Source organism: Stenotrophomonas sp. 86156_Sma, from assembly GCF_056481625.1.
Map to the genome: position 1 here is coordinate 2557017 of NZ_CM151157.1, position 24224 is coordinate 2581240.

A 24224-nucleotide genomic window follows, 5' to 3' on the forward strand; every position below is an offset into this window, starting at 1 on the left:
ATGAGCGAGAAGATCATCGCGAAGGTGGTGGACCGCGCGCAGGCGGCGATCGATCCAGCCGAGGGCATTGCTGCGGTCTCTGATCCGGGCTTCGGCGGCATCGACGTGTTCATCGGCAAGGTGCGCGACGTCAACATCGGCCGGCCGGTGACCGGGATCACCTACGACCTGTTCGAGCCGCTGGTGTTGAACGAGTTCAAGCGCCTGGCCGCCGAGGTCGAGGCGACGTTTGGTCCGAAGCTGAAGCTGTATGTGGCCCACGCCAAGGGCCGGTTGGGCATTGGCGATGTGGCGGTGGTGGTGGCTGCCGGCAGCCCGCACCGCGACGAGGCGTTCCGCGCCTGCCGGCAGTTGATCGAGGTGGTCAAGCACCAGTGCCCGATCTGGAAGCAGGAGCATTACGAGGACGGCGACAGCGAGTGGACCGAAGGCTGCAGTCTCTGCCATGCGGATAACGAACCCACGCAAGCTCATGACAATGCCCATGAATGTGCACACGATCACGAACATTCCCACTGACGGCATCGTGCTGGCCGGTGGTCTTTCCAGCCGGATGGGCCGTGACAAGGCGCTGCTACCGTGGCACGGGCGAACCCTGCTAGAGCACATGCGTGGCCTGCTGCGACAGGCAGGTGCGGAAAGGGTATGGGTGAGTGGCAACTACCCGGCCTTCGGTGGCATTCCTGATCGCGTGGCACGCTGCGGCCCGTTGGGCGGGCTCTACAGTGTGGCCATGTGCATGCCGGACGCTGCCGCTCTGGTGCTTCCGGTGGATACGCCCAATGTGACCCCGGCGTTACTACAACGGTTACGTGATGCGCCTTCGGCTGCCTGTGTGCTGTTTGCGGAAGAACCCCTGCCGATGCGGTTGCAGATTGATGACCATTGCCGGCATGTGTTGCGGGAATTGATCGAGAATCCGGCGGCGCACCGCTCGCTACGCGCCCTGCGAGAACGCTTGGGCGCAATCGAGCTGCCACTGGCGGATAGCGAATACGACCAGCTACTCAACTGCAACACCCCAACCGAGCTCGAGTTCATTGCATCATGAAAGTCCAGCTACAGCGGCAGGCAGTTCGTCTGCGCGTTGATGAAGAGGAGCTAGCGCAGTTGCTGGCCGGCGAATCGGTGGAGAACCTGACGCGGTTCGGCGGCGATCGCGGCTGGGGCATGGTGCTATCACTGCATGCAGGGCAACAGGCGGTGCTTCTGGAGGGGAGCGAGTACTGCCGGTTGATGCTTCCTCGCGAAGCGGTTCAGTCCTTGGCATCACGTTTGCCCTGTCGTGATGGTCTTGGTTTTGGCATCGCGCTGGGTGATGACATCTCGCTGCAGCTTCAATTCGATGTGGATGTACGAGACAGCCTGCGCCAACGAGGTCCGCACCGTCGTGCACCCTCTGCCTAGCTCTGGGCGGGCCACCTATGTAGCGCCTGCGATGCCAAGGATAGGCGGTGAAACCGATCTAAACCCAACCAAACGGGGAAACCAATGATGAAACGAGCTGGACTGTTGTTGCTGGGACTGCTGGCCACGGTGCCGGCCTGGGCGGCCGAGCTGACGGTGTCGGCGGCATCGAGCCTGACCGAGAGCTTCCGCGAACTGGGCACCGCCTATGAGAAGGCGCACCCGGGAACCAAGGTCGATTTCAATTTCGCCGCGTCCGGCGTGCTGCTGCAGCAGATCAGCCGCGGCGCACCGGTGGATGTGTTCGCGTCGGCCGACGAAACCACGATGGACCAGGCCCAGCAGCAGGACCTGCTGGCGGTCGGTACCCGCGAGGTGTTCGCAGTGAACGCGCTGTGGGTGGTGGTGCCGCCGCAGGCCAAGGCCGCGCCGCGTACCCTGAGGGATCTGGCTGGTGCCGGCGTGCAGCGCATCGCACTGGGCAACCCGGACAGTGTGCCGGTCGGCCGCTATGCCAAGGGTGCACTGGAAGCGGCGGGCCTGTGGCCGTCGGTGCAGGGCAAGACCATCACCACGCAGAACGTGCGCCAGTCGCTGGATTACGTGGCTCGCGGTGAAGTGGACGCCGGCTTCGTCTATGCCACCGATGCACAGGCGATGCCCGACCGGGTGCGCCGTGCCTTCGCGGTGCCGGTGACGGGGCGCATTGCCTATCCGCTGGCGGTGACCAAGGTCAGCGCGCAGCCCGCCGAAGCCAAGCGCTTCACTGCTTTCGTGCGTTCGGCACAGGGCCAGGCGATCCTGGCCAAGCATGGGTTCGGCAAGCCCTGAGGCATGGATCTCGACTGGAGCGCGCTGTGGTTGTCGCTGAAGGTGGCCGGCTGGGCCACCGCGATCAATCTGGTGCTGGGCGTGGCACTGGGCGCGCTGCTGGCGCGGCGGCGATTTCCCGGCCGTGAGCTGCTGGATTCACTGCTGACCCTGCCGATGGTGCTGCCACCGACGGTGCTGGGGTATTACCTGTTGGTGCTGATCGGTCGCAACGGCCCGATCGGCGCGTGGCTGCAGTCGTGGTTCGGCATCAACCTGGTGTTCACCTGGCAGGCTGCAGTGATTGCTGCGGCGGTGGCCTCGCTGCCGCTGGTGTTCAAGCCGGCACGCGCGGCGTTCGAGGAAGTGGACGGGCAGCTGGAGCAGGCCGCACGCACGCTGGGGGTGTCCGAAGCGGCGGTGTTCTTCCGCATCACGTTGCCGCTGGCCTGGCGCGGCATCCTCGCCGGGCTGTTGCTGGCGTTTGCGCGCGCGATGGGCGAGTTTGGCGCGACGCTGATGGTGGCTGGCAGCATTCCCGGCCGCACGCAGACGCTGTCGATCGCTATCTACGAGGCGGTGCAGGCCGGCCAGGATGGCAAGGCCAACGCGTTGGTGATCCTGACCTCGGTGGTCTGTATCGTGATCCTGTTGCTGGCCGCGCGGCTGGTAGGCGGACGTCGCCGGGAGCTGCGCGATGTGGCTTGACCTGCAGGTGCAGCGTCGCCTGCAGGCGGCCGGCCAGGATTTCGTGTTGGACGTATCGCTGCAGTGCACGCAACGCCAGGTGGTGCTGTTCGGACCCTCGGGCGCGGGCAAGAGCCTGACCTTGAAGGCGGTGGCCGGGCTGCTACGGCCGGGCCAGGGGCATGTACGGCTGCAGGGGCAGACCTTGTTCGATGCGGCTACCGGCGTGGATCTGCCGCCGCAACGCCGCCGGCTGGGCTACGTGTTCCAGGATTACGCATTGTTCCCGCATCTGAGCGTGCGCCAGAACGTGGCGTTCGGTCTGCAGAAGGGCTGGTTGAATCCGCGGGTCGGCCAGCGCTTCGATGCAGTGGAGCAGTGGTTGCACGCATTCCGCATCGACACGGTGGGCGATCTACTGCCCTCGCAGGTCTCCGGTGGCCAACGCCAGCGTACCGCCTTGGCGCGCGCCCTGGTGACGCAGCCGCAGGCGCTGCTGCTGGATGAACCGTTCTCCGCGCTGGACCATGATCTTCGCCAGCACCTGCGGCAGGAGCTGGAGGCCGTGCTGGACGGGGCCGGCATTCCACTGTTGCTGATCAGCCATGATCCCAACGACATTGAGATATTTGGGGGCCAGATCGCCCACATCGAAAATGGGCGACTGATCTCTCCTCCCGGCTCGCGTCAGAGGCCGACCCGTCAGCCCCGCCTTCTACCATCCTTAGTCAGCTCCCCAACAAGCCCGGGTCTTGAGGGGAAGAGCAACCATCAGTCGGTCGGAGACTCAGAGAGCCCAAAGCCACGATACATCTGCCCGCGAGCCGCGCAAATGGGAGACGACCCTGGAGCATAGGCATCTCTATGCCGGTAGGCGAGCGGTAGGGCCTGGACCTTCTTGCAAGGCGGATCGACTCGCCCGCGCTTGGCCGCGCTGCGTGGCTCCGGCCGAGGCGGGGACAACGCGCACCCAGCGCTTCCCATATGGCCGAATTGGCGTAATGATCCGCTCGAAGGGAGCGAGACTTCTCCAGCCTCCCGTGGCGGCCGACCGCCGAGGGGCTTGGAGGGGCACGGAGGCCATTGGCGCTCTGGGCAATATGGCGAGGAGTCCCCCGGTCCGTTTGGCCACCAAGAGGTCGATACGAGGCTCGTAGGGCAAGAATTCCGGATTGGCATATGACTGAGGTCGACAGCATTGAACGTCTAAGACTGGCCTTTGGTGCACAACGTCCTACGTCGTGAGAGGGGGTGTTTTGTTCGATATGTCACCCGTCATCTAGCGGTCGAGAGATCGAAATGAACTCGACCACGAATCGACGGAACTAGCCACGCTTCACTTGTACTGAGGGAAACATGACGCCAAAGAGCGCCAACCAATCTTCCGAAGAGCGCGCAAACGGCGATCTTGCTTGGCCGGACCTTGCGCGCTCATCGATACTGATCGTTGACGACGAACCTGGCATGCGTAGCTTCTTGGTTCGCGCCTTGCGACCGCGATGCAAAGCTGTGGAAGCTGCAGCTGACACCATTGAAGCGGAGCAGCATCTGACGGAGCGCCACTTTGACATCGTGATTGTGGACAACGTGTTGCCAGGGAAGAGTGGCATCGCGTGGCTGGAGGACCAGCGCAGGGGAGGGGTCTTGGCCGACTTCATTCTGATTACTGCGTACGCAGACTTGGATTCCGCTATCGGCGCTATCCGCGCGGGAGCGGCTGATTTTCTTCTCAAGCCTTTCAGAACCAATCAGTTGCTGGCCGCTATATCGCGCTGCCTGGAACGCGGTCGCCTACGGCGCGAGAATGCCATTCTCCGTCACGAGCTACATGGCTCCGGTGCACCAGCTGCGCTTCGAGACAGGCTCACAGGTAGCTCGCGTGCGATTCAGGCCACCAAGGATCTGATCGCGAAGGTCGCACCACTGCCCAGTAGCGTGCTGTTCACTGGAGAATCCGGCTCTGGAAAGGAGGTTGCCGCAAGATCGCTGCACGCGTTGTCCGCTCGGGCATCTCATCCTTTCATTCCAATAAATTGTGCAGCTGTTCCCAGCGAGTTGATTGACGTTGAACTGTTCGGGAGTCTCAAAGGAACGTTCAGTGGAGCGAACTCGTCTCGCCAAGGACTGGTCGCCTATGCAGAAGGCGGAACATTGCTGTTTGACGAAGTCGCTGATCTTCCCTTGGCTCTCCAAGGAAAGCTGCTAAGGATGCTTGAAGATAGACGGATACGACCAGTTGGCGCAGATCGGGAGATTCCGATCGATGTCAGATTCATCTTCTCAACCAACAAGAATTTGGTTGCGGAAGTGAAGAATGGAACATTCCGGTCGGATCTCTACTATCGCATCAACGTTCTCGAGGTGTCGCTTCCTCGCCTTCATGACCGCGGCGCTGATGTGTTGGAGCTGGCGGCGGGCTTCATGCGTGAGCTGGGGCTGCAGCTTGGCCTTCAACCGATTCCGATCGACGAAAGGACCCGGGCATATCTTCAGAGCTACTCGTGGCCCGGGAACGTCCGCGAGCTTCACAACTACGTTGAGCGTAGCCTGATACTCGGACACTTTCCGACTCAGCTTGAGCGGTTGGAGTCACTCTCTGACCCACGAAGCCGGCTGCTCTCGGAGGTCGAGCGCAGGCACATCCTTGCAGTGCTTCGTGAGACTGGCGGAGATCGCGAAAGAGCGGCCACGATCTTGGGCATATCGCGAAAGACGATTGATCGTAAGTGCTCCAGTTGGAATGTATCAGCCTAGGAATCTGCAATGAACCGAGCGCGCTCAGTTCGCTTCCGCCTGCTTCTAATCGCGATCCTTCCAATGTTTGTGATCCTGCCGGCTATCGTCGGCGGACTCATCTACCAATGGGATTTGCGCTTCGACCGACTGCTCGCCTCGAAGGTTGGCGGGGACCTGAAAGTTGCGGGACAGTACATGAACCAGCTGCTCGTCAACGACCGCGCGACGCTGGCTGCGATTGCTGATTCGCAGAGCTTCCATGGCGTCATTAGCCAGGGGGTCAACAAGAATGCAGAGCTTGGCAGCCTACTGGCGTCGAAAGCCCAAGGTGGTTCACTAGACTTCATCGCACTGTTGGATTCAAACGGTCGCTTGTTGGCTAGTAGCGAGCCGGCCTCGCCAGCTGAGCTTGACTTGGACTGGTCAGTCATCGAAAAGGCCCTGAAGGGAGCGTCCAGCGTGGAGGTGGGGGTGGTAAGCCGGGACGATCTGATGGAGATCTCCCCAAAGCTCGCCGCACGGGCCGAGGTCATTCGTCCGCATAACGCAAGGAATCCTGTCGATTCGGCCCAGAGTGAGAAGCGGGGCCTAATGATTCAAGCTGCAACGCCGGTTGCACTGCCAAACAATCAGGTCGGCGTCTTGATTGCGGGTACTCTGCTGAACCACAACACCGAATTCATCAAGCAGATCACTGATCTTGTCTACCGAGATAAGGCCCTGCGTACTGGCGCAACAGGGATAGCCTCCATCTTCCTTGGTGATACCCGCATCAGCACCAATGCGTTGTTGGCGGGAGGGAACCCGGCGTCGGGGACCCGGGTGTCTTCTGAAGTGGCCGAGGCTGTGCTGGGCCAGGGAAAGACCTGGCAGGCAAGAGCCTACGTAGTCAATGATTGGTACATCGCCGGCTATATGCCCATTCTCAATGGCCGGGGTGTACCCATTGGTATGCTCTTCGTGGGCTTTCTGGAGGAACCATTCACCACGGCCCGTCGAAATTCCATCGGAGCGATCGTGTTCGGTTGCCTGCTTGTTGCAGTCATCACCGTACCCCTTTTTCTGCACATCGCTCGCGGCGTGTTCAAGCCACTTGAGCGAATGGATCAGGCAATTGGACGGGTCAAGGCGGGTGACCGCAGTGCTCGCTCCGGAGCAGGGGCATCCAATGATGAAATCGGACGTGTCGCTTCGCACTTGGACCAACTGCTCTGTCAGCTGGAAGAGAAGGAACGACAGCTGGTCGCCTGGAACGAGGAGCTCAATTCCAGGGTGGAGGAGCGAACTGCTGGTCTCGCACTAGCCAATAGACGGTTGGAAGAGACGACCCAGCACCTGATTGTCACTGAGAAGCTGGCAACAATTGGCGAGATCGCAGCAGGAATAGCGCACGAGATCAACAATCCGCTTGCCGTCATGCAGGGGAACCTCGAGCTTCTGCGTGACTCGATCAGGGAGCCCGAGGGTCAGCGGTTTGGAGAAGAGATTGACCTCATTGAGGATCAGATTGGGCGTATCAGCGCCATTCCAAGTTGCTGCAGTTCTCCAAGCCCAGTGAGTACTCCGGTCATAGTGAGCTGCTAGAGCCTGCCACGCTGATGTTGGAGACGCTGCCCCTGATTCAACACCTCATCAAGCGCCATCCCGTGAAGATAGAGGAGAACTTCCTGTCCACACGGCTCGTAGCGGGCAATCGGGGCGAGCTGCAGCAAATTCTTGTGAACCTCATGATCAATGCAATCTATGTGATGCAGAAGGGTGGAACGCTGGGATTGGCGACGTTGGACGTTGACGACGTTCATGGTCACCCTGGCGTCGCTTTGCGAGTATCAGATACTGGAAGCGGCATTCCTCAGGACATTCTGGTCCGAATTTTTGAGCCATTCTTTACGACCAAACATCGTCAAGGTACCGGGCTGGGTCTTTCCATCAGTCAGATGCTTGCCAACCGCCACGGTGGCAGCCTGTCTGTAGAGAGAACCGGCCTGACAGGGACCGTCATTGAACTATGGATGCCCGAGGCTGCCGACGATGAACTGCTTTAGACCTGCTGTAGCAGTGTCATGCGAACGGCGTGATGTCATTCGCATTTCGAACTCAAGTGAAAGGAATTTGTTGCTTGGCCGTATCGACGCCAGCAGTCGATCAATGAATCAGAGGTTGGCATGACACACCGTCTCCCAGATGTTGAAACGAGAATGCGAAGGCAGCCGACGTTGTGGGACGTTGCGTTTGCTGTCAGGGGTACCATCCTGCCCAGGATCGCATTGCATCTACTACTGATTAGCATTGTGACCGCAGGAGCGGTGCTCGCATCAACGGAGCATCCAGGAATCTTTGCTCGCTTCAGTGCCGTTCCGTTCACGCTCATTGGCATCGCACTTTCCGTATTCATGAGCTTTCGAAACAACGCTTGCTATTCCAGATGGTGGGAGGCGAGGCACCTTTGGGGCGACCTGGTCATAGCGTGTCGTTCGATAGCCCGACAGACGACCCTGCTCGATCCAAACAGCCGAGCACAGATCCTGCGAGGCCTGTGTGGCTTCAGTGCTGGCCTCTATTCTCGACTGCGCCGGGCCGACGAAGCCCATGCGATCGCACCTTGGTGGGATATTGGCAAAGCATCACAAGGCCCGAATCCGACGGACGCTGTGCTCCAGGGCATTGGCTTGAAGCTTGCCCATCTGGCTCATGAGGGAAGGATCGACTCGATTCAGTACTCGGTGCTGGATAAGCAGCTTGCCAGCTTGGCTCGTATCCAGGGTGGGTGCGAGAGGATACTCAATACTCCGATTCCATTCTCGTATTCGCTGCTGCTTCACCGGACTGCGATCGTATTCTGCACAACGCTTCCTTTTGCGCTGGCAGGAACGTTGGGGTGGTGGACCTTTCTACCGGTACTCATTGTGGCGTACACGTTTTTTGGTCTGGATGCGCTGGGCCGTCAGCTGGAGGAGCCATTCAGTGCCGCACCGAACGCGCTCCCGATCTACTCAATGCAGAGGACGATCGAGACAGAGCTAATGTCTACGCTGGCTCTGACTGCGGTCGATCACGAGTCGGTACAGCAGCCAGGTAGGGAGGGGTGAGGCGTGATCGGAGGGCGGTGGGTGCACTTCTGAGGCCGCTCCGGCATGTAACGATGTGCCAGCTCATGCTCTAGCGCTAGTCAGGCATGGATTGCCAAGCTCACCTGAAAGGAACTCGCCCAAAGATAGCATTCGTACAGCCCCCTTGATTCCGTTCGCACATATGGGATGGAATCTGTGAGACGGGAATAGTTCCTCTAACGATCAAGAATGAGCCAGTAGGAGCGTAAGTGATGTCAACAGATATGTTCGTAATGCATTCGGATCATACGCCGGCCGGGGATCAACCCGAAGCGATTGCCAGGCTAATTGCTGGCATCGAGGAGGGAGCAACACATCAGACCTTGAAGGGAATTACAGGGTCAGGGAAGACCTTCACGATGGCCAATGTGATCCATCGGCTGAAGCGACCCACGCTCATTCTTGCGCCAAACAAGACGTTGACTGCTCAGCTCTACGGGGAGATGAAGGCGCTGTTCCCCGAGAATGCCGTGGAGTATTTCGTTTCCTACTACGACTTCTTCCAGCCAGAGGTCTATATCCCAGGTAGCGATCGTTACATCCAGAAAGACTCAGCCATCAATGATCACCTTGAGAGGCTTCGACTATCGACTACGAAGTCTCTGATAGAGCGTAGAGACGTGATTGTTGTCGCTTCGGTGTCCTCAATCTATGGACTCGGGGACCCACAGAGCTACCGGGATCTGCAGGTTGAGCTTGCGCTTGGAATCGAGCTGGATCAGAGGGACTTCCTGCGTCGGCTTGCATCGCTTCAGTACGACAGGACTGAGCGGACCCTGAAGCGTGGCACGTTCCGTGTGTCTGGCGATGTGGTCGATATTTTTCCCGCCGACTCTGAGTACAAGGCAATTAGAGTAGAGCTCACGGATGAGGGGCGAGTGCAGTCGCTCACCTGGATTGATGCGATTACAGGGAAGAAGCTTGGCGATGAGACGCGCTACCTCGTTTCTCCAAAGACTCTTTTCGCAAGCCCCAAAACAGAAATCAATGAGGCTACGAAGTCCATCCTCAAGGATCTGGAGGCCAGGGTGGCGGAGCTCAACGCATCTGGTCGAATCGTTGAGGCAAATAGGCTTTACGAGAAGATCACGAACGACGTGGAGATGATGAGGGAGCTGGGCTATTGCTCTGGCATGGAGAACTACTCCAGTTACCTGAACTCAAAGCCGTCAGGAGCTAGGCCGACGACGCTCATGGACTACCTCCCGAAGGATGGCCTGCTATTTGTTGACGAGTCGCACGTCATGGTTCCTCAGATCGCGGCAATGTTCAGGAGCGATCAGAGCAGGAAGGAGACTCTAATCGAGTACGGGTTCCGTCTACCTTCGGCGATGAACAACAGACCGCTTAGCTTCTCTGAGTTTGAAGCCATCAAGCCTCAGACGATCTTCGTTTCGGCTACGCCTGGGGCCTATGAGATTGGTAGATCCAAGGGAAGATTGATTGACCAGCTCATCAGGCCCACTGGCTTGCTCGATCCGCTGGTAGAGGTGAGGCCGAGGGAGGGCTACAGGCGCGATCTTCTGTCAGAGATCGCCCGTTGTGTACGAGAGGGCGACAGGGTCTTGGTGACCACGCTGACAAAGGTGTCTGCTGAGGAGCTGTGCGAGTTCCTCGAGGATCAAGGGGTGCGTGCGAAGTACATGCACTCGGATATCAAGGCAGAGGATCGAGTTGAGATCATCAATGGGCTGAGGGCTGGCGAGTTCGATGTGCTAGTGGGCATCAGTCTGCTGAGAGAGGGACTCGATATTCCTGAGGCCTCTCTGGTCGCTATCGTTGATGCGGACCAGGCGGGCTTCCTTCGGTCGAGCCAGGCCCTCATTCAGATGATTGGACGAGCCGCAAGAAACTCGCGCGGTAAGGCGATCATGTATGCCGATACGATCACCAGTGCGATGCGGCAGGCCATTTCTGAGACTGATGACAGGCGACAGCATCAGATCGCGTTCAATGAGGAGTTCGGCATCACCCCGTCAACGTCTCGCGGAATGTTGGGATCAACAGAGGCTCGCCCTGACCGGTCGCAAGCCCATTCAGCGGAGTTCTGCGCCAACCTAAAAGATCTCTGTGATCGAATTACATCAAAGGAGCGACAGCTTCTGGAGCTCTCTGATGCCGGGGACGAGGAGGAGATCGAGTTCGTCAGGCTGGAGCTAGACAAGCTATACCGCCAATTCATCTACATGTAACCACTCTTTCGAGTGGTGGGGCGTGGCTCCTGCAGGAGCCCGCCTTTTCTGGTGTGCGGGTGGGGCGAGAGGGGCCTGTCACTGGCCTCTGGCGGCGGCTCGAAATCAGGTGCAGACTGAGTCAACGGAGCAAAAGACCCTCCCAGATTGCTAGCTTGCATACTATCGGGGAGTATAGTATCGTTCCCTCATGTGATACGTACAGGTGCGCAATGCCTCACAGCCCTCGGGAGAAAAAGCAGGCCCTTACCCGTGTACGTCGGATCAGCGGACAGGTGGCTGCATTGGAGCAGGCTCTGGAGAGCGGGGCGGAATGTGCTGCAGTACTTCAGCAGCTTGCTGCTGTGCGCGGGGCGGTCAATGGTTTGATGGCGACGGTTCTGGAGAGCTATCTGCGTGAAGAGTTCCCGCATAGCGACACGCACACCGACTCTCAGAGGAAGTCGATTGACGAGACCATCTCTATTGTCCGCTCCTATCTCCGTTAGTCAGTTCGCAGCATTGCTTGATGGCGCTAGTACTAAGTAGAGGAGGCAATCTATGGGTGTCCGAACTACTTCTTTTTCAAGTAGAACCCGCCATTCCTAGCCCCTTCGTGGGTTAGGGCGTCACGACTAGGACGTTGAGGCCTTTCCAGGAGGCTCCAGGGCATGCTGGATGATGTCAGTCGAGTTGCGCCTGTCTGTATTTCTTGGAGCGGGCATTCTCGGCCGGCGTCGTTGACTTCGGCATCTGACTGAGTCATGGCAGGCCCATTGAAGTGAGCTTCCAGCCTCGTTGCGGCCCCCATGCGGTCCGCGCCTGGCTTGGAAGGTGGGAGAGCAAGGGCCTGCGATCTATGCGGTGCTGTCCTCCCCGCTTGTTGTGGCTCCCACTACCGCCCTACACCAGAGCCGGTTCCACCACGCGGCCTTTCGCTGAGCTATCGCACAAGCAAGTGATAGGCCTCCCGTGAGCGGTGTTTAGAAGATCATCCATTCTTGAGGCTATGTATGAATGACCCATCCGGCCTGAGCCAAGCTGCAGGCACGCCAGCGGAAGGCTACGTATATGGGATGCCGGCGCACGCGGACCGCCGCGCCGCCGTTGAGGAAGTCCATGCGCGACCGCACCTGCTCACCCAGTCTCCGCGAAGCCTTCTCCAGCTCTCCTTCATGACAGAAGGGGACATGAGTCGAGATCGTGCCGCGATTGACGATCTGTCAGGTCGTATGGGGGCTGCAGTCGAGGATCACACCACACCTCATCACGCGCTTACGTGGAATGAGGGTGATCTGCACTGCGAGAAGCACACTGAGTTCTCTTCCTACCTCTGGAGCGCACCACTGAGCTCAGAAACAGGTGAGCCTTGTGGGGACAACCCGTTTAGACAGGGATTCAAGCCGCCAGGACCCGTGATCTCGGCTGTTAGCGTCAGGCTTTTGCCTTGGACCGCGGAGGCGGAGAAGGAAATAGATTGCTTTGATCCCGTCAGCCGCTGCTATTCGCTGGTTGAGAACGGTGCCGCGGCCATTGTGACCGACTTCCGGCAAGACGAGGAAGGGCTAACCCACATGCTCATCCTTGATCGTGACCTGACTCCGGCGCGGGCAGGAGCGCTGGCGCAACGACTGCTCGAGGTCGAGACATACCGAACGCTTGCCCTGCTAGCGCTACCGCTGACTCGCTCCATGACGTCGAATCTTCGTCGCATGGAGGCGCGTCTGGCTGCAATTACTGAAGAGATGCGCAGGGCCTCCGGTGGACGTCGTGACAGTGACGTACTCCTCTCGGATTTGACCAGCCTGGCTGCAGAGTTGGAGGCGGACGCCGCGGCAAATCTCTATAGGTTTGGTGCAAGTCGGGCTTACTACGAAATTGTTGAAGAGCGACTCGATGCGTTGGCCGAGGATCAAGTTGCCGGCTATAGCACCTGGGCGGACTTCTTGTATCGAAGAATTGCACCGGCCATGCGAACTTGCCAGTCCGTGAAGGAGCGGCAGGGCAAGCTCTCAGACAAGTTGACGCGCTCGATCTCGCTTCTTCGGTCGTGGATTGATGTTGAGCTCGAGCGGCAGAACCGCGATCTACTGGCGTCCATGAATGATCGGGCGAAGGTTCAGCTGCGCCTGCAGCAGACGGTGGAAGGTTTGTCGGTGGCCGCCATCTCGTACTACGTCGTAAGTCTTCTCGCATACCTGCTCAAGGGTTTGCCTGGGACGCATGACATCGCAGCAACCGTCACTGCGATCTTGGTTCCCGCTGTATTGCTGCTGATTTGGTGGATTGTCCGAAGGATCAGGCATGCACACGGTGACTCGGCTATCGAAGACAAGGCCTAAAGCCTGGCTTAAGGCCACATTCGATTCGCGATAGATGGCCTATCAAATTCAATTCTGAGGAAAGAACAATGGAACGCATTGAGCGTCACGCAAGCTTCGGTGGATGGCAAGACGTCTACCAGCATGAATCATCCAGCCTTGGCTGCACCATGAAGGTTGGAGTCTATCTCCCTCCGCAGGCGTCCAGCGGCCCGGTACCTGTTCTCTACTGGCTCTCGGGCCTGACGTGCACAGAGCAGAACTTCATCACCAAGTCTGCAGTGCAGCAGCTCGCTGCTGAGCATGGCATTGCCATCGTTGCTCCGGATACAAGTCCGCGCGGAGAGTCCGTCGCGGATGATCCGGCTTACGATCTCGGCCAAGGCGCAGGGTTCTACGTTAATGCCACCGAGGCACCGTGGTCTGACCACTACCGCATGTATGACTACGTTGTAAGTGAGCTGCCTGCTCTCGTTGAGAAGAACTTCCCTGTTAGCCAGGCTCGCTCAATTAGCGGCCACTCAATGGGCGGCCACGGTGCCTTGGTCATCGCTTTGCGAAACCCAGGTCGCTATCGCAGCGTATCCGCCTTCTCTCCGATCGTGGCACCTACTCAGGTTCCTTGGGGCCAGAAGGCGTTTTCGGCCTACCTGGGGGGAGATCAGGAGCAGTGGCGGCAGTATGACGCCGTGGAGCTGATCGCAGATGCAAAGGAGCGCCTGCCCCTGCTGGTGGATCAAGGGCTCAGCGATGATTTCTTGCAGAATCAGCTCCGCCCCGAACTGCTTCAAGATGCATGCGCCAAAGTGAATCATCCGCTCTCGCTGAACCTTCGCGATGGTTACGACCATAGCTACTACTTCATCTCCAGCTTCATTGCCGATCATCTCAAGCACCACGCATCGGCGCTGAACACCTAACCAAGGAGTGCTGCCGTGATCAAGACCTCCAGAAATCGTCATCAAGTTGTGATCGTTGGGGCGGGCTTCGGCGGACTGGAGGCCGCCACGCACCTTGAAGGAGTGGATGTCGATGTAACAATCATTGACCGGCGGAACTATCACTTGTTCCAGCCGCTGCTCTACCAGGTAGCTGGTGCGTCACTGTCACCGTCGGAGATTGCATGGCCGATCCGCTATCTGTTCCGTGACCGCCCCGAGGTGAGGACCCTCATGGCGGAGGTCGAGGGTGTGGATAAAGCTGCCCGCCAAGTGATCCTTCAGGACGGCACTCGATACCCTTACGACACCCTTGTGCTCGCTACGGGAGCGACACATGCCTACTTTGGGCATGACGAATGGTCGAAGTACGCTCCAGGCCTGAAGAGCCTGGAGGATGCAACAACCATTCGAGGCAGGATCCTGAGCGCGTTCGAACAAGCGGAGCTCTGCAATGATCCCGAGGTTCGAGAAGCCCTTCAAACCTTTGTGATCATTGGTGGTGGGCCTACAGGTGTCGAGCTTGCCGGAACCATCGCGGAGCTGGCGCGAGGCACGCTGCAGGATGACTTTCGGTCAGTTGATCCCAGCAAAACCCGGGTATTTCTCATTGAGGCGGGTCCGCGGCTGCTTCCCGTCTTTCCTGAAAAGCTCTCCGAGTACACGAGGCGCGCCCTCGAGAAGCTTGGGGTATCAGTTTTGTTGGGGGCACCTGTCACAGAGTGCGCCTCTGATGGGGTGATGCTCAATGGCAAGAAGCTGGCGGCATCCACAATCGTCTGGGCAGCCGGAGTTCAGGCGTCTCCAGCCGCACGTTGGCTCGACACCGAATCAGATCGGGCGGGGCGCGCAATCGTCGGCCCTGATCTAACGGTGCCTGGTTCCCCCAACATCTTCGTGATTGGGGACACTGCTTCATCAGCCACTGCGGACGGAAAGACCGTTCCTGGAATCGCGCCTGCGGCCAAGCAACAAGGCAAGTACGTCGCGGGCCAGATTGAAGGGCTGATAACAGGGGCGCGGAGGACCGCTGCGTTCAAGTACCGGCACCAAGGCAACCTCGCCACGATTGGACGCAGCCTTGCAGTAATCGATATGGGGAAGCTAAAGCTGAGCGGAGGAATCGCATGGTGGATCTGGAAGCTCGCTCACATCTACTTCCTTATCGGAGTGCGAAATCGCCTGAGCGTCGCAATGAGCTGGGTATGGAATCACAGCGTTGGATACAGAGGAGCTCGCATCATCCTCCGTGATAAAGCAGGCAATGCCACAAGCGGCTCATTGGATGGGAAGCTGAAATAGGGGCCAAGAAGCTCCGAATGCATACTCGCAACTGACTTCCCGAAGGAGAACACCTTGGCAGATCTATTCACAGCGAAACCAAGGGCACCACTGGCCGAACTGCTACGACCGAAGTCTCTCGACGAGTTCGTTGGGCAGCAGCACCTGCTGGGGCCAGGGAAGCCTTTGCGTCTTGCCTTTGAAGCAAGAAGTCTGCACTCCTTCATCATGTGGGGCCCCCCGGGCGTCGGTAAGACCACCCTGGGGCGCCTCGCAGCGATGGTGACTGACAGTCACTTCATTGCGATCTCCGCCGTACTTGCCGGGGTAAAGGACATCAGGCAGGCCATTGATGATGCGCGGGCCGAACTCGACGTACGCGGTCGCTCCACGGTACTTTTCGTCGACGAAATTCACCGGTTCAACAAGGCCCAGCAGGATGCGCTGCTACCTCACGTTGAGTCAGGGCTACTCACACTGGTGGGTGGCACAACAGAGCATCCAGGACTGGCCGTTAACTCGGCGCTGCTTTCGCGCGCGCAGGTGTACACACTTGAGCCTCTCTCTGACGCAGATCTTGAGAAGCTCTACGAACGCGCCAGACCTCACTTGCGAGGCGTTGACCTCTCCGATCCCGCATTGCAGCTGCTGAAGGGCTTCGCTGATGGTGATGGCCGCAGATTCCTGAACCTTCTCGAGCAGGTCTCAACTGCGGCCTCTGAGAAGCGGGTGGAAGAGGTGGATCTTGAGTTTGCCAAGCGCTCCACTAGCCCGTCACTGCGCCGATTCGATAAGGGCGGGGACGAGTTCTATTGGCAGCTCTCCGCGTTTCACAAATCACTGCGTGGCTCTGACCCCGACGCCTCCCTCTACTGGCTAGCGCGCATTCTGGATGGGGGCGGGGACGTGAGCCAGGTCACACGTCGAATGATTGTTATGGCAAGCGAAGATATCGGAAATGCTGATCCGGGCGCTCTGCACTTGGCCATCCATGCTGCGCAGGCGTATGAGCGACTTGGCTCTCCTGAAGGTGAAATTGTCTTGGCCCAGGCTGCGACCTATCTGGCGCTCTCCCCCAAGTCGAATGCGTCCTATGCCGCTTGGGATCTAGCAAGGGCCTTCGTCAAGGAGCACGGATCATTGCCAGTTCCCATGCATCTTCGGAATGCTCCAGCGAAGCTTATGAGGCAGATGGGGTATCGACAAGCATATCGCTACGCGCATCATGAGCCAGACGGCTACGCAGCTGGACAGACGTACCTGCCGGAGGGTGTGGAGAGGCCGAACTGGTATCGGCCCACTGATCGGGGAGCTGAGCGCGCCTTGGCTGAGAGACAGGCATGGCAGCGAGCCTTGGATGAAGAGGCATCGCAAACCGAAGCCGAACCCTCTTCCGGCCAGTGATCCAGCTGAACTTAACGTCTACAACCTACAGAGAGATGCACATGCCAAACGCCACGTTCGGTGAAGCTTCCTGCAGTGTCGCAGCAAGCGGCCTTGTAGAGGTGCGCGGTGCGCGTGAGAACAACCTTAGAGACGTTGATGTCTCAATTCCTCGCAACGCACTGGTCGTCTTTTCCGGTGTATCCGGTTCCGGGAAGTCATCTCTTGCATTCGGGACAATCTATGCGGAAGCTCAAAGGAGGTACTTTGAGTCCGTTGCTCCCTATGCTCGACGCCTAATCGATCAGGCAGGCGTCCCTGATGTTGACTCCATCGATGGACTCCCGCCGGCAGTAGCGCTGCAGCAGCAGCGTGGTGCCAGCAATGCGCGATCTTCGGTGGGTAGCGTCACCACGCTATCCAGCCTCATTCGTATGATGTATTCCCGCGCGGGAGCATATCCGGCTGATCAGCCTATGCTTTATGCCGAGGACTTCTCACCCAATACTCCCCAGGGCGCATGCGCGACCTGCCATGGCCTTGGCCATGTGTACGAGGTGACAGAGGCCCTCATGGTGCCGGATCCAAAGCTGAGCATCCGTGAGCGTGCCATTGCTTCGTGGCCACCTGCATGGCACGGGCAGAACCTTCGCGACATTCTGGTGACGCTGGGCTACGACATTGATAGGCCTTGGAAGGACCTTCCCAAGAAGGACCGCGATTGGATTCTGTTTACCGAGGAGTCGCCCACTGTGCCGGTCTATGCTGGGTTCACGCCGGCGGAGACGCGTGCGGCCCTGAAGCGTAAAACTGAGCCGAGCTACATGGGAACCTTCACTGGCGCCCGTAGGTATGTCCTGCACACGTTTGCTAACACGCAAAGTGCCCTGATGAGGCGCCGCGTATCGCGATACATGGAGGGTAAGCTTTGTCCCACGTGCCATGGCAAGCGGCTTAAGGCAGAGTCGCTGTCAGTGACATTTGCGGGTGTGGACATTGGTCAATTCATGCAGATGCCTCTTGACCAACTGGCGTCCCTGCTCGAGCCCATTTCTCGAGGAGACTTCAGTGCTCATGCTGGCGGGGGCAAGGCGAACAAGGAAGCCACCCGTCGTGATCGCGCCGATAGGGCGGCCAGTGGGCGGGCGGTCCACGCGGTGTCTCCTGACGTCCGCCGCACCTCAGCGCTGTCGGAGGAGAAGCGCCTGGCCGCGCAGCGCCTCGCTAGTGGAGTGATGAGCCGAATCAGTCAGTTGCGTGGCCTTGGGCTTGGCTATCTAACTTTGGATCGCGCTACGCCGACATTGTCCGCTGGCGAGCTGCAGCGATTGAGACTCGCCACGCAGTTGAGCTCGCTGCTCTTTGGCGTGGTGTACGTGTTGGACGAGCCGTCGGCAGGTCTTCATCCCTCCGACAGCCAGGCTCTCTATGACGCCTTGGACCGCCTCCGCGACGGTGGTAATTCCGTATTTGTTGTGGAGCACGATCTGGAGCTGATGCGCCGTGCCCAGTGGTTGGTGGATGTTGGGCCTGAGGCGGGAGAGCGGGGCGGCAAAGTGCTCTACAGCGGAGAGCCGGATGGTCTTCGTGACATCGACGAGTCACGTACCGCGTTGTACCTCTTTGACAAGGTCCCGCCCCCTAGTGGCCAAGAGCGTCAAGCGAGTGGTTGGCTGGAACTTCAGGGCATCCAGCGTCACAACCTGAAGCGCATTGATGCGAAGATACCTCTGGGCATCCTCACCGCGGTGACCGGGATTTCGGGATCGGGCAAGTCCAGCCTCGTCGCCCAAGCGTTGCCGGAGTTGATGATGCTTCAACTTGGCCACGAGCCTGAAGACGACGCGGTGGAAACGGGGGCAGCAGACGGGCCAACCGTCATCGAGACGACAGGGGGACACCTCGGCGGAGATGTCGATGCTATTCAGCGTCTCGTCCAGGTTGATCAGAAGCCAATCGGACGGACGCCGCGATCGAATCTCGCGACTTACACCGGCCTTTTCGATCATGTTCGAAAGCTGTTTGCCGCAACAGCAGATGCGCGGCGTCGACGTTACGACGCAGGTCGATTCTCCTTCAACGTGGCCAAGGGACGTTGTGAGACGTGCGAAGGGGAGGGATTCGTGAGCGTCGAGCTGCTGTTTATGCCTAGCGTCTATGCACCGTGCCCAACGTGCCACGGTGCGCGATACAACGAAGCTACGCTGAAGGTGCTTTGGAACGGTAAGAACATTGCAGACGTTCTGCGGATGACTGTCGACGATGCACGTGAATTCTTTGGCGATGAGGACGCGATCGCTCGCCCACTTCAGTTGCTGAAGGAGATTGGTCTTGGATACCTTCGACTGGGCCAGCCGGCTACCGAGCTATCGGGTGGTGAAGCGCAGCGCATCAAGCTGGCCACAGAGCTTCAACGGAGCCAGCGCGGGCGGACACTGTATGTCCTGGATGAACCCACTACGGGCCTCCATGCCTCGGACGCGGATAGGCTGCTTGTGCAGCTCCAGCGGCTCGTTGATGCCGGCAATACGGTGGTCATGATTGAGCACGACATGCGTGCCGTTGCTCAGGCGGATTGGGTAATCGACGTGGGTCCAGGTGCCGGTGATGCGGGCGGGCAGATCGTGGCGGCAGGAACTCCAAAACAGGTCGCTCGCGTGAAGAGAAGCCGTACCGCCCCCTTCTTGGCTGAGGAACTCGCCCGCGCGGGTTGACCCGACGCTCTTTTGGCCACCATGAGCGTCCCTGGCGCTCATGGCGGCCAGATCCCGTATCAGAGAGCGGCCAAGCGACTCGGCGTTAGCGCTTCCCTGCTTTGGGTGGCGTTAGGGCCGAGGTGGGGGAGGGCGCCATCTGCGTAAGGCTCGGTAGTGCTCCGACGGCGGAATGGAGTGCATCGAAAACTACTCTGACGCGAGGTGAGACTGGGCCGCGTTGAGGCCGATAGACGTACAAGCCCCACGGCGCAGGATCGAATTCTTCCATCACACGCTGCAGAACACCTGACTGAATGAGTGGGGCAGCCATGTAATCAGCAAGTTGGGCAAACCCCAAGCCCGCAATGACCCCTGCCATCTCCATGTCGGCATTGTCTGCAATGAAGACCGGTGCTGTCGGCGCCACCTGTACGCCTCCAGCCAAGTACCAGGGCCAGGGCCTGCCTGTATTGATGTCCACCGACGCAACCAGTGGAAACCGCGAGAGCTCGCTAGTCTCCGCTGGTGCTCCGATTCTCTCTACAAGTGCGGGGGAGCCAACGACGTGCAGTCGCATCTCTCCTGCCTTCTTCGCAATGAATCTGCTATCACGCATGAAGCCGACGCGGATTCCGACATCGATCCCTTCATCGACAGCGTCTGCAACCCGATCGCTTAAGCGAACGTCCAAGACAATTCCCGGGTGACTTTGGGTCACTGTATCCAAGGCGGCAAGAACTGCCCTGGAGCCCATGCTGTGAGGGGCACTAATTCGGACTGTGCCCTCAATCTGTGAGGCCGTCGCCTTGGTTCGCGGGCGCCACAGCTTGTCTAAGCCCTCAAGCGCCGGCCGCAGCTGATGTAAGAGGTCCTCCCCAAAGGCCGTGATGCGAACCTGGCGTGTGCTTCGGTGGAACAACAGCTCCCCGTAATGACTTTCAAGGGCCTGTATCGCTCGGGTGATGGCCTGAGGAGAGCTTCCCAGTCGAACAGCGGCCTCACGAAAGCTCGGCGCCTCAGCCGCGGCCCTAAACGTCTTTAGAAGATCCAGCTCGCTGTTCATCTTAAGGCCCTGTGGTCGTTGGGCTCATATTATTCCATTTCAGGGAATTATGAAATCCTATCAATTCCATATACAACAATTCTTCAGGTCTCCAGAATTCCTCCACACCCTCACCTGACCGGAGAACCTGATGAGCAAGTTCAACTACATCGAAGAGTACTACCAGGCATTCAACCGCGGTGATCGCGACGCGATGCTCTCGATGCTCACTGACGACGTTGTGCACGATCTAAATCAGGGGAATCGCGAAGTAGGGATCGACGCATTCCGCGCGTTCCTGAGCCGCATGGATTCCTGCTACAGCGAGCAGCTTCACGACATCGTGGTGATGTACAGCAGCGATGGTGCGCGTGCCGGCGCGGAGTACGTGGTGCACGGACTCTACCACCACACGGACGAAGGTCTCCCTGCAGCTGCAGGGCAGATCTATGTTCTTCCCGGTGGCGCGTTCTTTGACATCCGTGATGGAAAGATTGCGCGCGTTACCAACTACTACAACCTGGAGGACTGGATTTCCCAGGTCCACAAGGCGCCCTGAAATGGCTACCAACGTGCGAGTAGAGGTACTGGTCGGCACCGAAATCGAGGACTGGCTCGATCGCGTCGCTCAGCTGCGGATCGAGATATTCAGTAGCTATCCCTACCTGTACGAAGGAGACATGGACTATGAGCGTCACTACCTCCGCAATTATGCGACGTCTGACGGGGGCATCGTTGTTCTGGCCAGGGATGGAAGGGACGTTGTAGGTGCATCGACTGGCCTTCCTTTGTTGAGCGCCGATGCCGCTTTCATTCGTCCCTTCCAGGAGCACGGTCCCCGGCCAGAAGAAGTCTTCTACTGCGGGGAGTCCGTACTGAGGCCGGAGTACAGAGGAGCTGGCTTGGGCCACGTCTTCTTTGATCGAAGAGAGGAGCAAGCCCGACGAAAGGGCTTCAAGTGGTCTTCTTTCGCGTCGGTGGTTCGGTCGGAGACTGATCCGCTTAGGCCACCTGGATATCGAAGCAATGAAGGCTTCTGGACTCGCCGTGGGTATGCACAACAGAGCGCGATGAAGGTCGCTCTTCCTTGGCGGCAGCATGGAGCCACGCACGAAACCGAGCAGACACTTTCACTTTGGCTCCGTTCCTTGGAGGACGTTACATGAAGATTGCAGCAGCTAAGTACGTGATCGGTCGTCCGAAGACCTTTGCCGAGTTCGCTGCGCGCCAGCGCCGAATTCTGAATGACGCACGGGAACAAGGAGTTGAGCTTGCAGTACTTCCGGAATACCTGTCGCTGGAACTGGGTTCGACTCTTCCAGAAGCTCTTCAGCTTAGCCTGAGGTCCACCCTGGAGTCGCTCCAGATCTATCAGAGCGCATGGTGTGAGCTCTACAGCACCTTGGCTGTCGAACTGGGAATGACCATCCAGGCAGGAACGTTCCTCACCGCAACATCCCATGGGATGTATCGCAACCGTGCCTGGTGGTTCACAGCTGATGGTCGCAGCGGATGGCAGGACAAGCTTCAGCTTACTGGCTTCGAGAAGCAGGCAGTTGTCATCGAGCCTGGCGATCGCATCGCGGCGTTTGAGCAGGACGGAAAGCGTGTCGGGATTGCGGTTTGCTATGACAGCGAATTTCCGCTTCCTGTTCGCCTCCAGCAAGAGGCAGGGGTGCGCTTGCTGTTGGTGCCAAGTTGCACCGACACCGACGCCGGTGCCACCCGTGTCGATGTTGGGTGCCGAGCGCGAGCGCTTGAGAATCGGATGTTCGTGGCAAAGGCGGTCACCGCCGGCGTCGCCGACTGGAGTGAAGCGCTTGATGTCAACACCGGTGAGGCAATGATCCTCTCACCGATGGACCATGGCTTCCCCAGTGACGGCGTGCTCGCAGCGACCTCCGACGATCAGGAGTGGGCGATTGCTGACATTGACTTCGCAGCGCTCGAAGCAAGCCGTGCACGAGCGCAGGTAGCCGTCGACAAGGATTGGGATGGTCAGCTCCGCTTCCATTCCGTTGAGGTCCTGAACTAACCAACGTCTAGATGCCTGGGCCATGAAGTGCTCGTGGGCGTCGCTGGCAACTCAAATACCTGGGGAATCAAAATGCATCGTATTGTCATTGTTGGTGGTGGGGCCGGAGGGCTGGAGCTGGCTACGCAGCTGGGCCGGAAGCTCGGGCGCTCAGGGCGAGCAAAAGTCACTCTTGTCGATGCTCGGATGACGCATCTGTGGAAGCCACTCCTTCACGAGGTTGCCTCAGGCGCGTTGGATGCCGCAGAAAGTGAGCTCAACTATCTCGCCCAAGCTAGCTGGAATCACTTCCAGTTTCAGTTGGGGCGGATGACGGGTTTGGATCAGAAGTCCAGAAAGATCGAGCTTGCCCCACTGTACGATGAGGAGGGCAACGTTATTGCGCCCCGTCGCTCGATCTCCTACGACACCCTGGTGATCAGTGTGGGTAGCGGAACGAACGACTTTGGAACTCCCGGTGCAGCGGATCATTGCCTGTTCCTGGACGATCCCGATGCCGCCATTGCTTTCCAGAAGCGGCTGCTGAGCGAGTACATGGGCGCGCAAGCGCGTGGCAAGTCAGAAACACTGGAGGTTGCGATCGTCGGCGCCGGTGCCACCGGTGTCGAGCTGGCGGCCGAGCTGCGTGATGCTGCAAGGCAATTTAGCGCTTATGGGCTGGACAAGATCTCTCCCGAGAATCTGAAGATCACGCTTATCGAGGCTGGTCCGCGAGTGCTGCCAGCTCTGCCAGAGCGCGTGAGCCTGCCGGTCGCCGAGCGGCTTGTACATGAAGGCGTTCGTGTCATGTGTGGCTCGGCTGTGACCCTAGTGGATGAAGAGGGCCTGCAACTCGCCAATGGCATCAAGGTTGCTGCGAGGCTGAAGGTATGGGCGGCGGGCATCCGTGCTCCCGTCTTCCTTGCATCCCTCGGGAACCTAAAGACCAATCGCATCAACCAGCTCGAGGTATCTGAAACGCTGCAGACAACGCAGGATCCGAACATCTTCGCATTCGGGGATTGTGCAGCCTGCCCGAATGGACACAGCGGTACAAACGTTCCCCCCAGGGCACAGGCCGCTCATCAGCAGGCTCACTTCCTTGCGCTGGCAATTACCCGCCGTATCGAGGGACGCCCGCTGCCCAGCTTCACCTATCGAGACTATGGATCGCTGGTGTCCCTGTCGAGGGAGGGCGCCGTTGGCACGCTGATGGGCAACCTCATGGGGTCATTCAAGGTCGAGGGCTGGCTGGCCAGGATGTTCTACATCTCACTGTATCGCATGCACCAGAGGAGCCTGTTCGGTACACGCCGGGTGGTTGCGCGCATGTTGGCAGACGCATTGGGACGGAGTACGGAGCCTCGCCTCAAGTTGCATTGATGCGGGCGAGCTGAGGGGCGGAGCTGCGAGTCAATAATTCCAACGCAAGGAATTATGAAATCCAATCTGTTCCATATACAGCAATCCATCGAAGTCCAATACTTGGTCCCAACAGCTCGCCAAGAAGAATGCTGTAGGCGCATTCGACCTGATTGAAACGCGTTCTAGAGCCGGCGCCAGGGGCGGCGCGCCCGATGTACCACTGATCAAGCTCGCCCCAAAGACCGTTGTCGCACTTATCTCGT

At 58.9% G+C, this 24224-nt stretch carries 21 protein-coding genes and 1 pseudogene; 21 read left to right on the forward strand and 1 reads right to left on the reverse strand.

From position 1 onward, the window contains the following. The 17 genes and pseudogenes from ACZK33_RS11980 to ACZK33_RS12060 all read left to right on the forward strand — a co-directional run bounded on the left by ACZK33_RS11980 (position 1) and on the right by ACZK33_RS12060 (position 19558). On the forward strand, positions 1 to 519 hold the full coding sequence (locus tag ACZK33_RS11980; protein ID WP_125895995.1) for a molybdenum cofactor biosynthesis protein MoaE: 519 nt from the start codon (positions 1 to 3) through the stop codon (positions 517 to 519). Then, positions 485 to 1051: a molybdenum cofactor guanylyltransferase gene (mobA, locus tag ACZK33_RS11985; protein WP_180855159.1), complete on the forward strand. Its 567-nt coding sequence runs from the start codon at positions 485 to 487 to the stop codon at positions 1049 to 1051. The genes ACZK33_RS11980 and mobA overlap by 35 nt, the downstream gene beginning before the upstream one ends. Next, positions 1048 to 1407: a hypothetical protein gene (locus ACZK33_RS11990; protein WP_032966746.1), complete on the forward strand. Its 360-nt coding sequence runs from the start codon at positions 1048 to 1050 to the stop codon at positions 1405 to 1407. The genes mobA and ACZK33_RS11990 overlap by 4 nt, the downstream gene beginning before the upstream one ends. Before the next feature lie 87 nt (positions 1408 to 1494). Next, entirely contained in the window at positions 1495 to 2238 is a 744-nt protein-coding gene (gene modA, locus ACZK33_RS11995) for a molybdate ABC transporter substrate-binding protein (RefSeq protein WP_180855157.1), read from the forward strand. Positions 2239 to 2241: 3 nt separating this feature from the next. Next, on the forward strand, positions 2242 to 2925 hold the full coding sequence (gene modB, locus ACZK33_RS12000; protein ID WP_005413347.1) for a molybdate ABC transporter permease subunit: 684 nt from the start codon (positions 2242 to 2244) through the stop codon (positions 2923 to 2925). Next, a pseudogene (locus tag ACZK33_RS12005) lies at positions 2915 to 3574 on the forward strand (ATP-binding cassette domain-containing protein); the annotation flags it as partial. The gene modB and the pseudogene ACZK33_RS12005, both read left to right, overlap by 11 nt. A gap of 686 nt (positions 3575 to 4260) precedes the next feature. Then, on the forward strand, positions 4261 to 5658 hold the full coding sequence (locus tag ACZK33_RS12010) for a sigma-54-dependent transcriptional regulator (RefSeq protein WP_099596072.1): 1398 nt from the start codon (positions 4261 to 4263) through the stop codon (positions 5656 to 5658). A 9-nt stretch (positions 5659 to 5667) separates the two neighbouring features. Continuing rightward, positions 5668 to 7224 (forward strand): cache domain-containing protein, encoded by a 1557-nt coding sequence (locus ACZK33_RS12015; RefSeq protein ID WP_478453365.1) that lies wholly within the window; start codon positions 5668 to 5670, stop codon positions 7222 to 7224. Between the two features lie 14 nt (positions 7225 to 7238). Continuing rightward, entirely contained in the window at positions 7239 to 7685 is a 447-nt protein-coding gene (locus ACZK33_RS12020) for a sensor histidine kinase (protein ID WP_478453367.1), read from the forward strand. Positions 7686 to 7805: 120 nt separating this feature from the next. Further along, positions 7806 to 8729 carry a bestrophin family protein gene (locus tag ACZK33_RS12025; protein ID WP_258014416.1) on the forward strand — a complete coding sequence of 308 codons (924 nt, stop codon included), beginning with the start codon at positions 7806 to 7808 and terminating at the stop codon, positions 8727 to 8729. 233 nt (positions 8730 to 8962) lie between these two features. Further along, entirely contained in the window at positions 8963 to 10942 is a 1980-nt protein-coding gene (gene uvrB, locus ACZK33_RS12030; RefSeq protein WP_180855151.1) for an excinuclease ABC subunit UvrB, read from the forward strand. 212 nt (positions 10943 to 11154) lie between these two features. After that, entirely contained in the window at positions 11155 to 11430 is a 276-nt protein-coding gene (gene frmR, locus ACZK33_RS12035; protein WP_017354484.1) for a formaldehyde-responsive transcriptional repressor FrmR, read from the forward strand. 504 nt (positions 11431 to 11934) lie between these two features. After that, positions 11935 to 13263 (forward strand): DUF3422 family protein, encoded by a 1329-nt coding sequence (locus tag ACZK33_RS12040; protein ID WP_180855149.1) that lies wholly within the window; start codon positions 11935 to 11937, stop codon positions 13261 to 13263. A 68-nt stretch (positions 13264 to 13331) separates the two neighbouring features. Further along, positions 13332 to 14162 (forward strand): S-formylglutathione hydrolase, encoded by an 831-nt coding sequence (gene fghA / locus ACZK33_RS12045; RefSeq protein ID WP_180855147.1) that lies wholly within the window; start codon positions 13332 to 13334, stop codon positions 14160 to 14162. A gap of 15 nt (positions 14163 to 14177) precedes the next feature. Beyond that, entirely contained in the window at positions 14178 to 15482 is a 1305-nt protein-coding gene (locus ACZK33_RS12050) for an NAD(P)/FAD-dependent oxidoreductase (protein WP_180855145.1), read from the forward strand. A 54-nt stretch (positions 15483 to 15536) separates the two neighbouring features. Further along, positions 15537 to 16865, forward strand: a complete 1329-nt coding sequence (locus ACZK33_RS12055; RefSeq protein WP_180855143.1) for a replication-associated recombination protein A — start codon at positions 15537 to 15539, stop codon at positions 16863 to 16865. A gap of 41 nt (positions 16866 to 16906) precedes the next feature. Continuing rightward, positions 16907 to 19558, forward strand: a complete 2652-nt coding sequence (locus ACZK33_RS12060; RefSeq protein WP_478453370.1) for an excinuclease ABC subunit UvrA — start codon at positions 16907 to 16909, stop codon at positions 19556 to 19558. Between the two features lie 85 nt (positions 19559 to 19643). On the opposite strand, the gene ACZK33_RS12065 is transcribed toward ACZK33_RS12060, so the two are convergent. After that, on the reverse strand, positions 19644 to 20603 hold the full coding sequence (locus tag ACZK33_RS12065) for a LysR family transcriptional regulator (RefSeq protein WP_180855139.1): 960 nt from the start codon (positions 20601 to 20603) through the stop codon (positions 19644 to 19646). A gap of 130 nt (positions 20604 to 20733) precedes the next feature. On the opposite strand from ACZK33_RS12065, the gene ACZK33_RS12070 reads away from it, so the two are divergent. From ACZK33_RS12070 to ACZK33_RS12085, 4 genes are all read left to right on the forward strand, one after another. Next, positions 20734 to 21141 carry a ketosteroid isomerase-related protein gene (locus tag ACZK33_RS12070; RefSeq protein WP_005413338.1) on the forward strand — a complete coding sequence of 136 codons (408 nt, stop codon included), beginning with the start codon at positions 20734 to 20736 and terminating at the stop codon, positions 21139 to 21141. A gap of 1 nt (position 21142) precedes the next feature. Further along, positions 21143 to 21748, forward strand: coding sequence for a GNAT family N-acetyltransferase (locus ACZK33_RS12075; RefSeq protein WP_017354477.1), 606 nt, complete (start codon positions 21143 to 21145; stop codon positions 21746 to 21748). Next, positions 21745 to 22617 carry a carbon-nitrogen hydrolase family protein gene (locus tag ACZK33_RS12080; protein WP_017354476.1) on the forward strand — a complete coding sequence of 291 codons (873 nt, stop codon included), beginning with the start codon at positions 21745 to 21747 and terminating at the stop codon, positions 22615 to 22617. The genes ACZK33_RS12075 and ACZK33_RS12080 overlap by 4 nt, the downstream gene beginning before the upstream one ends. A 72-nt stretch (positions 22618 to 22689) precedes the next feature. Continuing rightward, a complete protein-coding gene (locus ACZK33_RS12085; protein ID WP_180855137.1) occupies positions 22690 to 23979 on the forward strand; it encodes an NAD(P)/FAD-dependent oxidoreductase in 1290 nt (429 codons plus the stop codon). The last annotated feature ends 245 nt before the right edge of the window (positions 23980 to 24224 follow it).

Coding starts and splice junctions, on each gene's coding strand:
- ACZK33_RS12085 (WP_180855137.1), top strand. CDS start 22,690: ATGCATCGTATTGTCATTGTTGGTGGTGGGGCCGGAGGGCTGGAGCTG.
- ACZK33_RS12070 (WP_005413338.1), top strand. CDS start 20,734: ATGAGCAAGTTCAACTACATCGAAGAGTACTACCAGGCATTCAACCGC.
- frmR (WP_017354484.1), top strand. CDS start 11,155: ATGCCTCACAGCCCTCGGGAGAAAAAGCAGGCCCTTACCCGTGTACGT.
- modB (WP_005413347.1), top strand. CDS start 2,242: ATGGATCTCGACTGGAGCGCGCTGTGGTTGTCGCTGAAGGTGGCCGGC.
- fghA (WP_180855147.1), top strand. CDS start 13,332: ATGGAACGCATTGAGCGTCACGCAAGCTTCGGTGGATGGCAAGACGTC.
- ACZK33_RS12075 (WP_017354477.1), top strand. CDS start 21,143: ATGGCTACCAACGTGCGAGTAGAGGTACTGGTCGGCACCGAAATCGAG.
- ACZK33_RS12015 (WP_478453365.1), top strand. CDS start 5,668: ATGAACCGAGCGCGCTCAGTTCGCTTCCGCCTGCTTCTAATCGCGATC.
- ACZK33_RS12040 (WP_180855149.1), top strand. CDS start 11,935: ATGAATGACCCATCCGGCCTGAGCCAAGCTGCAGGCACGCCAGCGGAA.
- ACZK33_RS12010 (WP_099596072.1), top strand. CDS start 4,261: ATGACGCCAAAGAGCGCCAACCAATCTTCCGAAGAGCGCGCAAACGGC.
- ACZK33_RS11990 (WP_032966746.1), top strand. CDS start 1,048: ATGAAAGTCCAGCTACAGCGGCAGGCAGTTCGTCTGCGCGTTGATGAA.
- ACZK33_RS12065 (WP_180855139.1), bottom strand. CDS start 20,603: ATGAACAGCGAGCTGGATCTTCTAAAGACGTTTAGGGCCGCGGCTGAG.
- ACZK33_RS12020 (WP_478453367.1), top strand. CDS start 7,239: ATGTTGGAGACGCTGCCCCTGATTCAACACCTCATCAAGCGCCATCCC.
- modA (WP_180855157.1), top strand. CDS start 1,495: ATGAAACGAGCTGGACTGTTGTTGCTGGGACTGCTGGCCACGGTGCCG.
- ACZK33_RS12060 (WP_478453370.1), top strand. CDS start 16,907: ATGCCAAACGCCACGTTCGGTGAAGCTTCCTGCAGTGTCGCAGCAAGC.
- ACZK33_RS11980 (WP_125895995.1), top strand. CDS start 1: ATGAGCGAGAAGATCATCGCGAAGGTGGTGGACCGCGCGCAGGCGGCG.
- ACZK33_RS12080 (WP_017354476.1), top strand. CDS start 21,745: ATGAAGATTGCAGCAGCTAAGTACGTGATCGGTCGTCCGAAGACCTTT.
- mobA (WP_180855159.1), top strand. CDS start 485: ATGAATGTGCACACGATCACGAACATTCCCACTGACGGCATCGTGCTG.
- ACZK33_RS12025 (WP_258014416.1), top strand. CDS start 7,806: ATGACACACCGTCTCCCAGATGTTGAAACGAGAATGCGAAGGCAGCCG.
- uvrB (WP_180855151.1), top strand. CDS start 8,963: ATGTCAACAGATATGTTCGTAATGCATTCGGATCATACGCCGGCCGGG.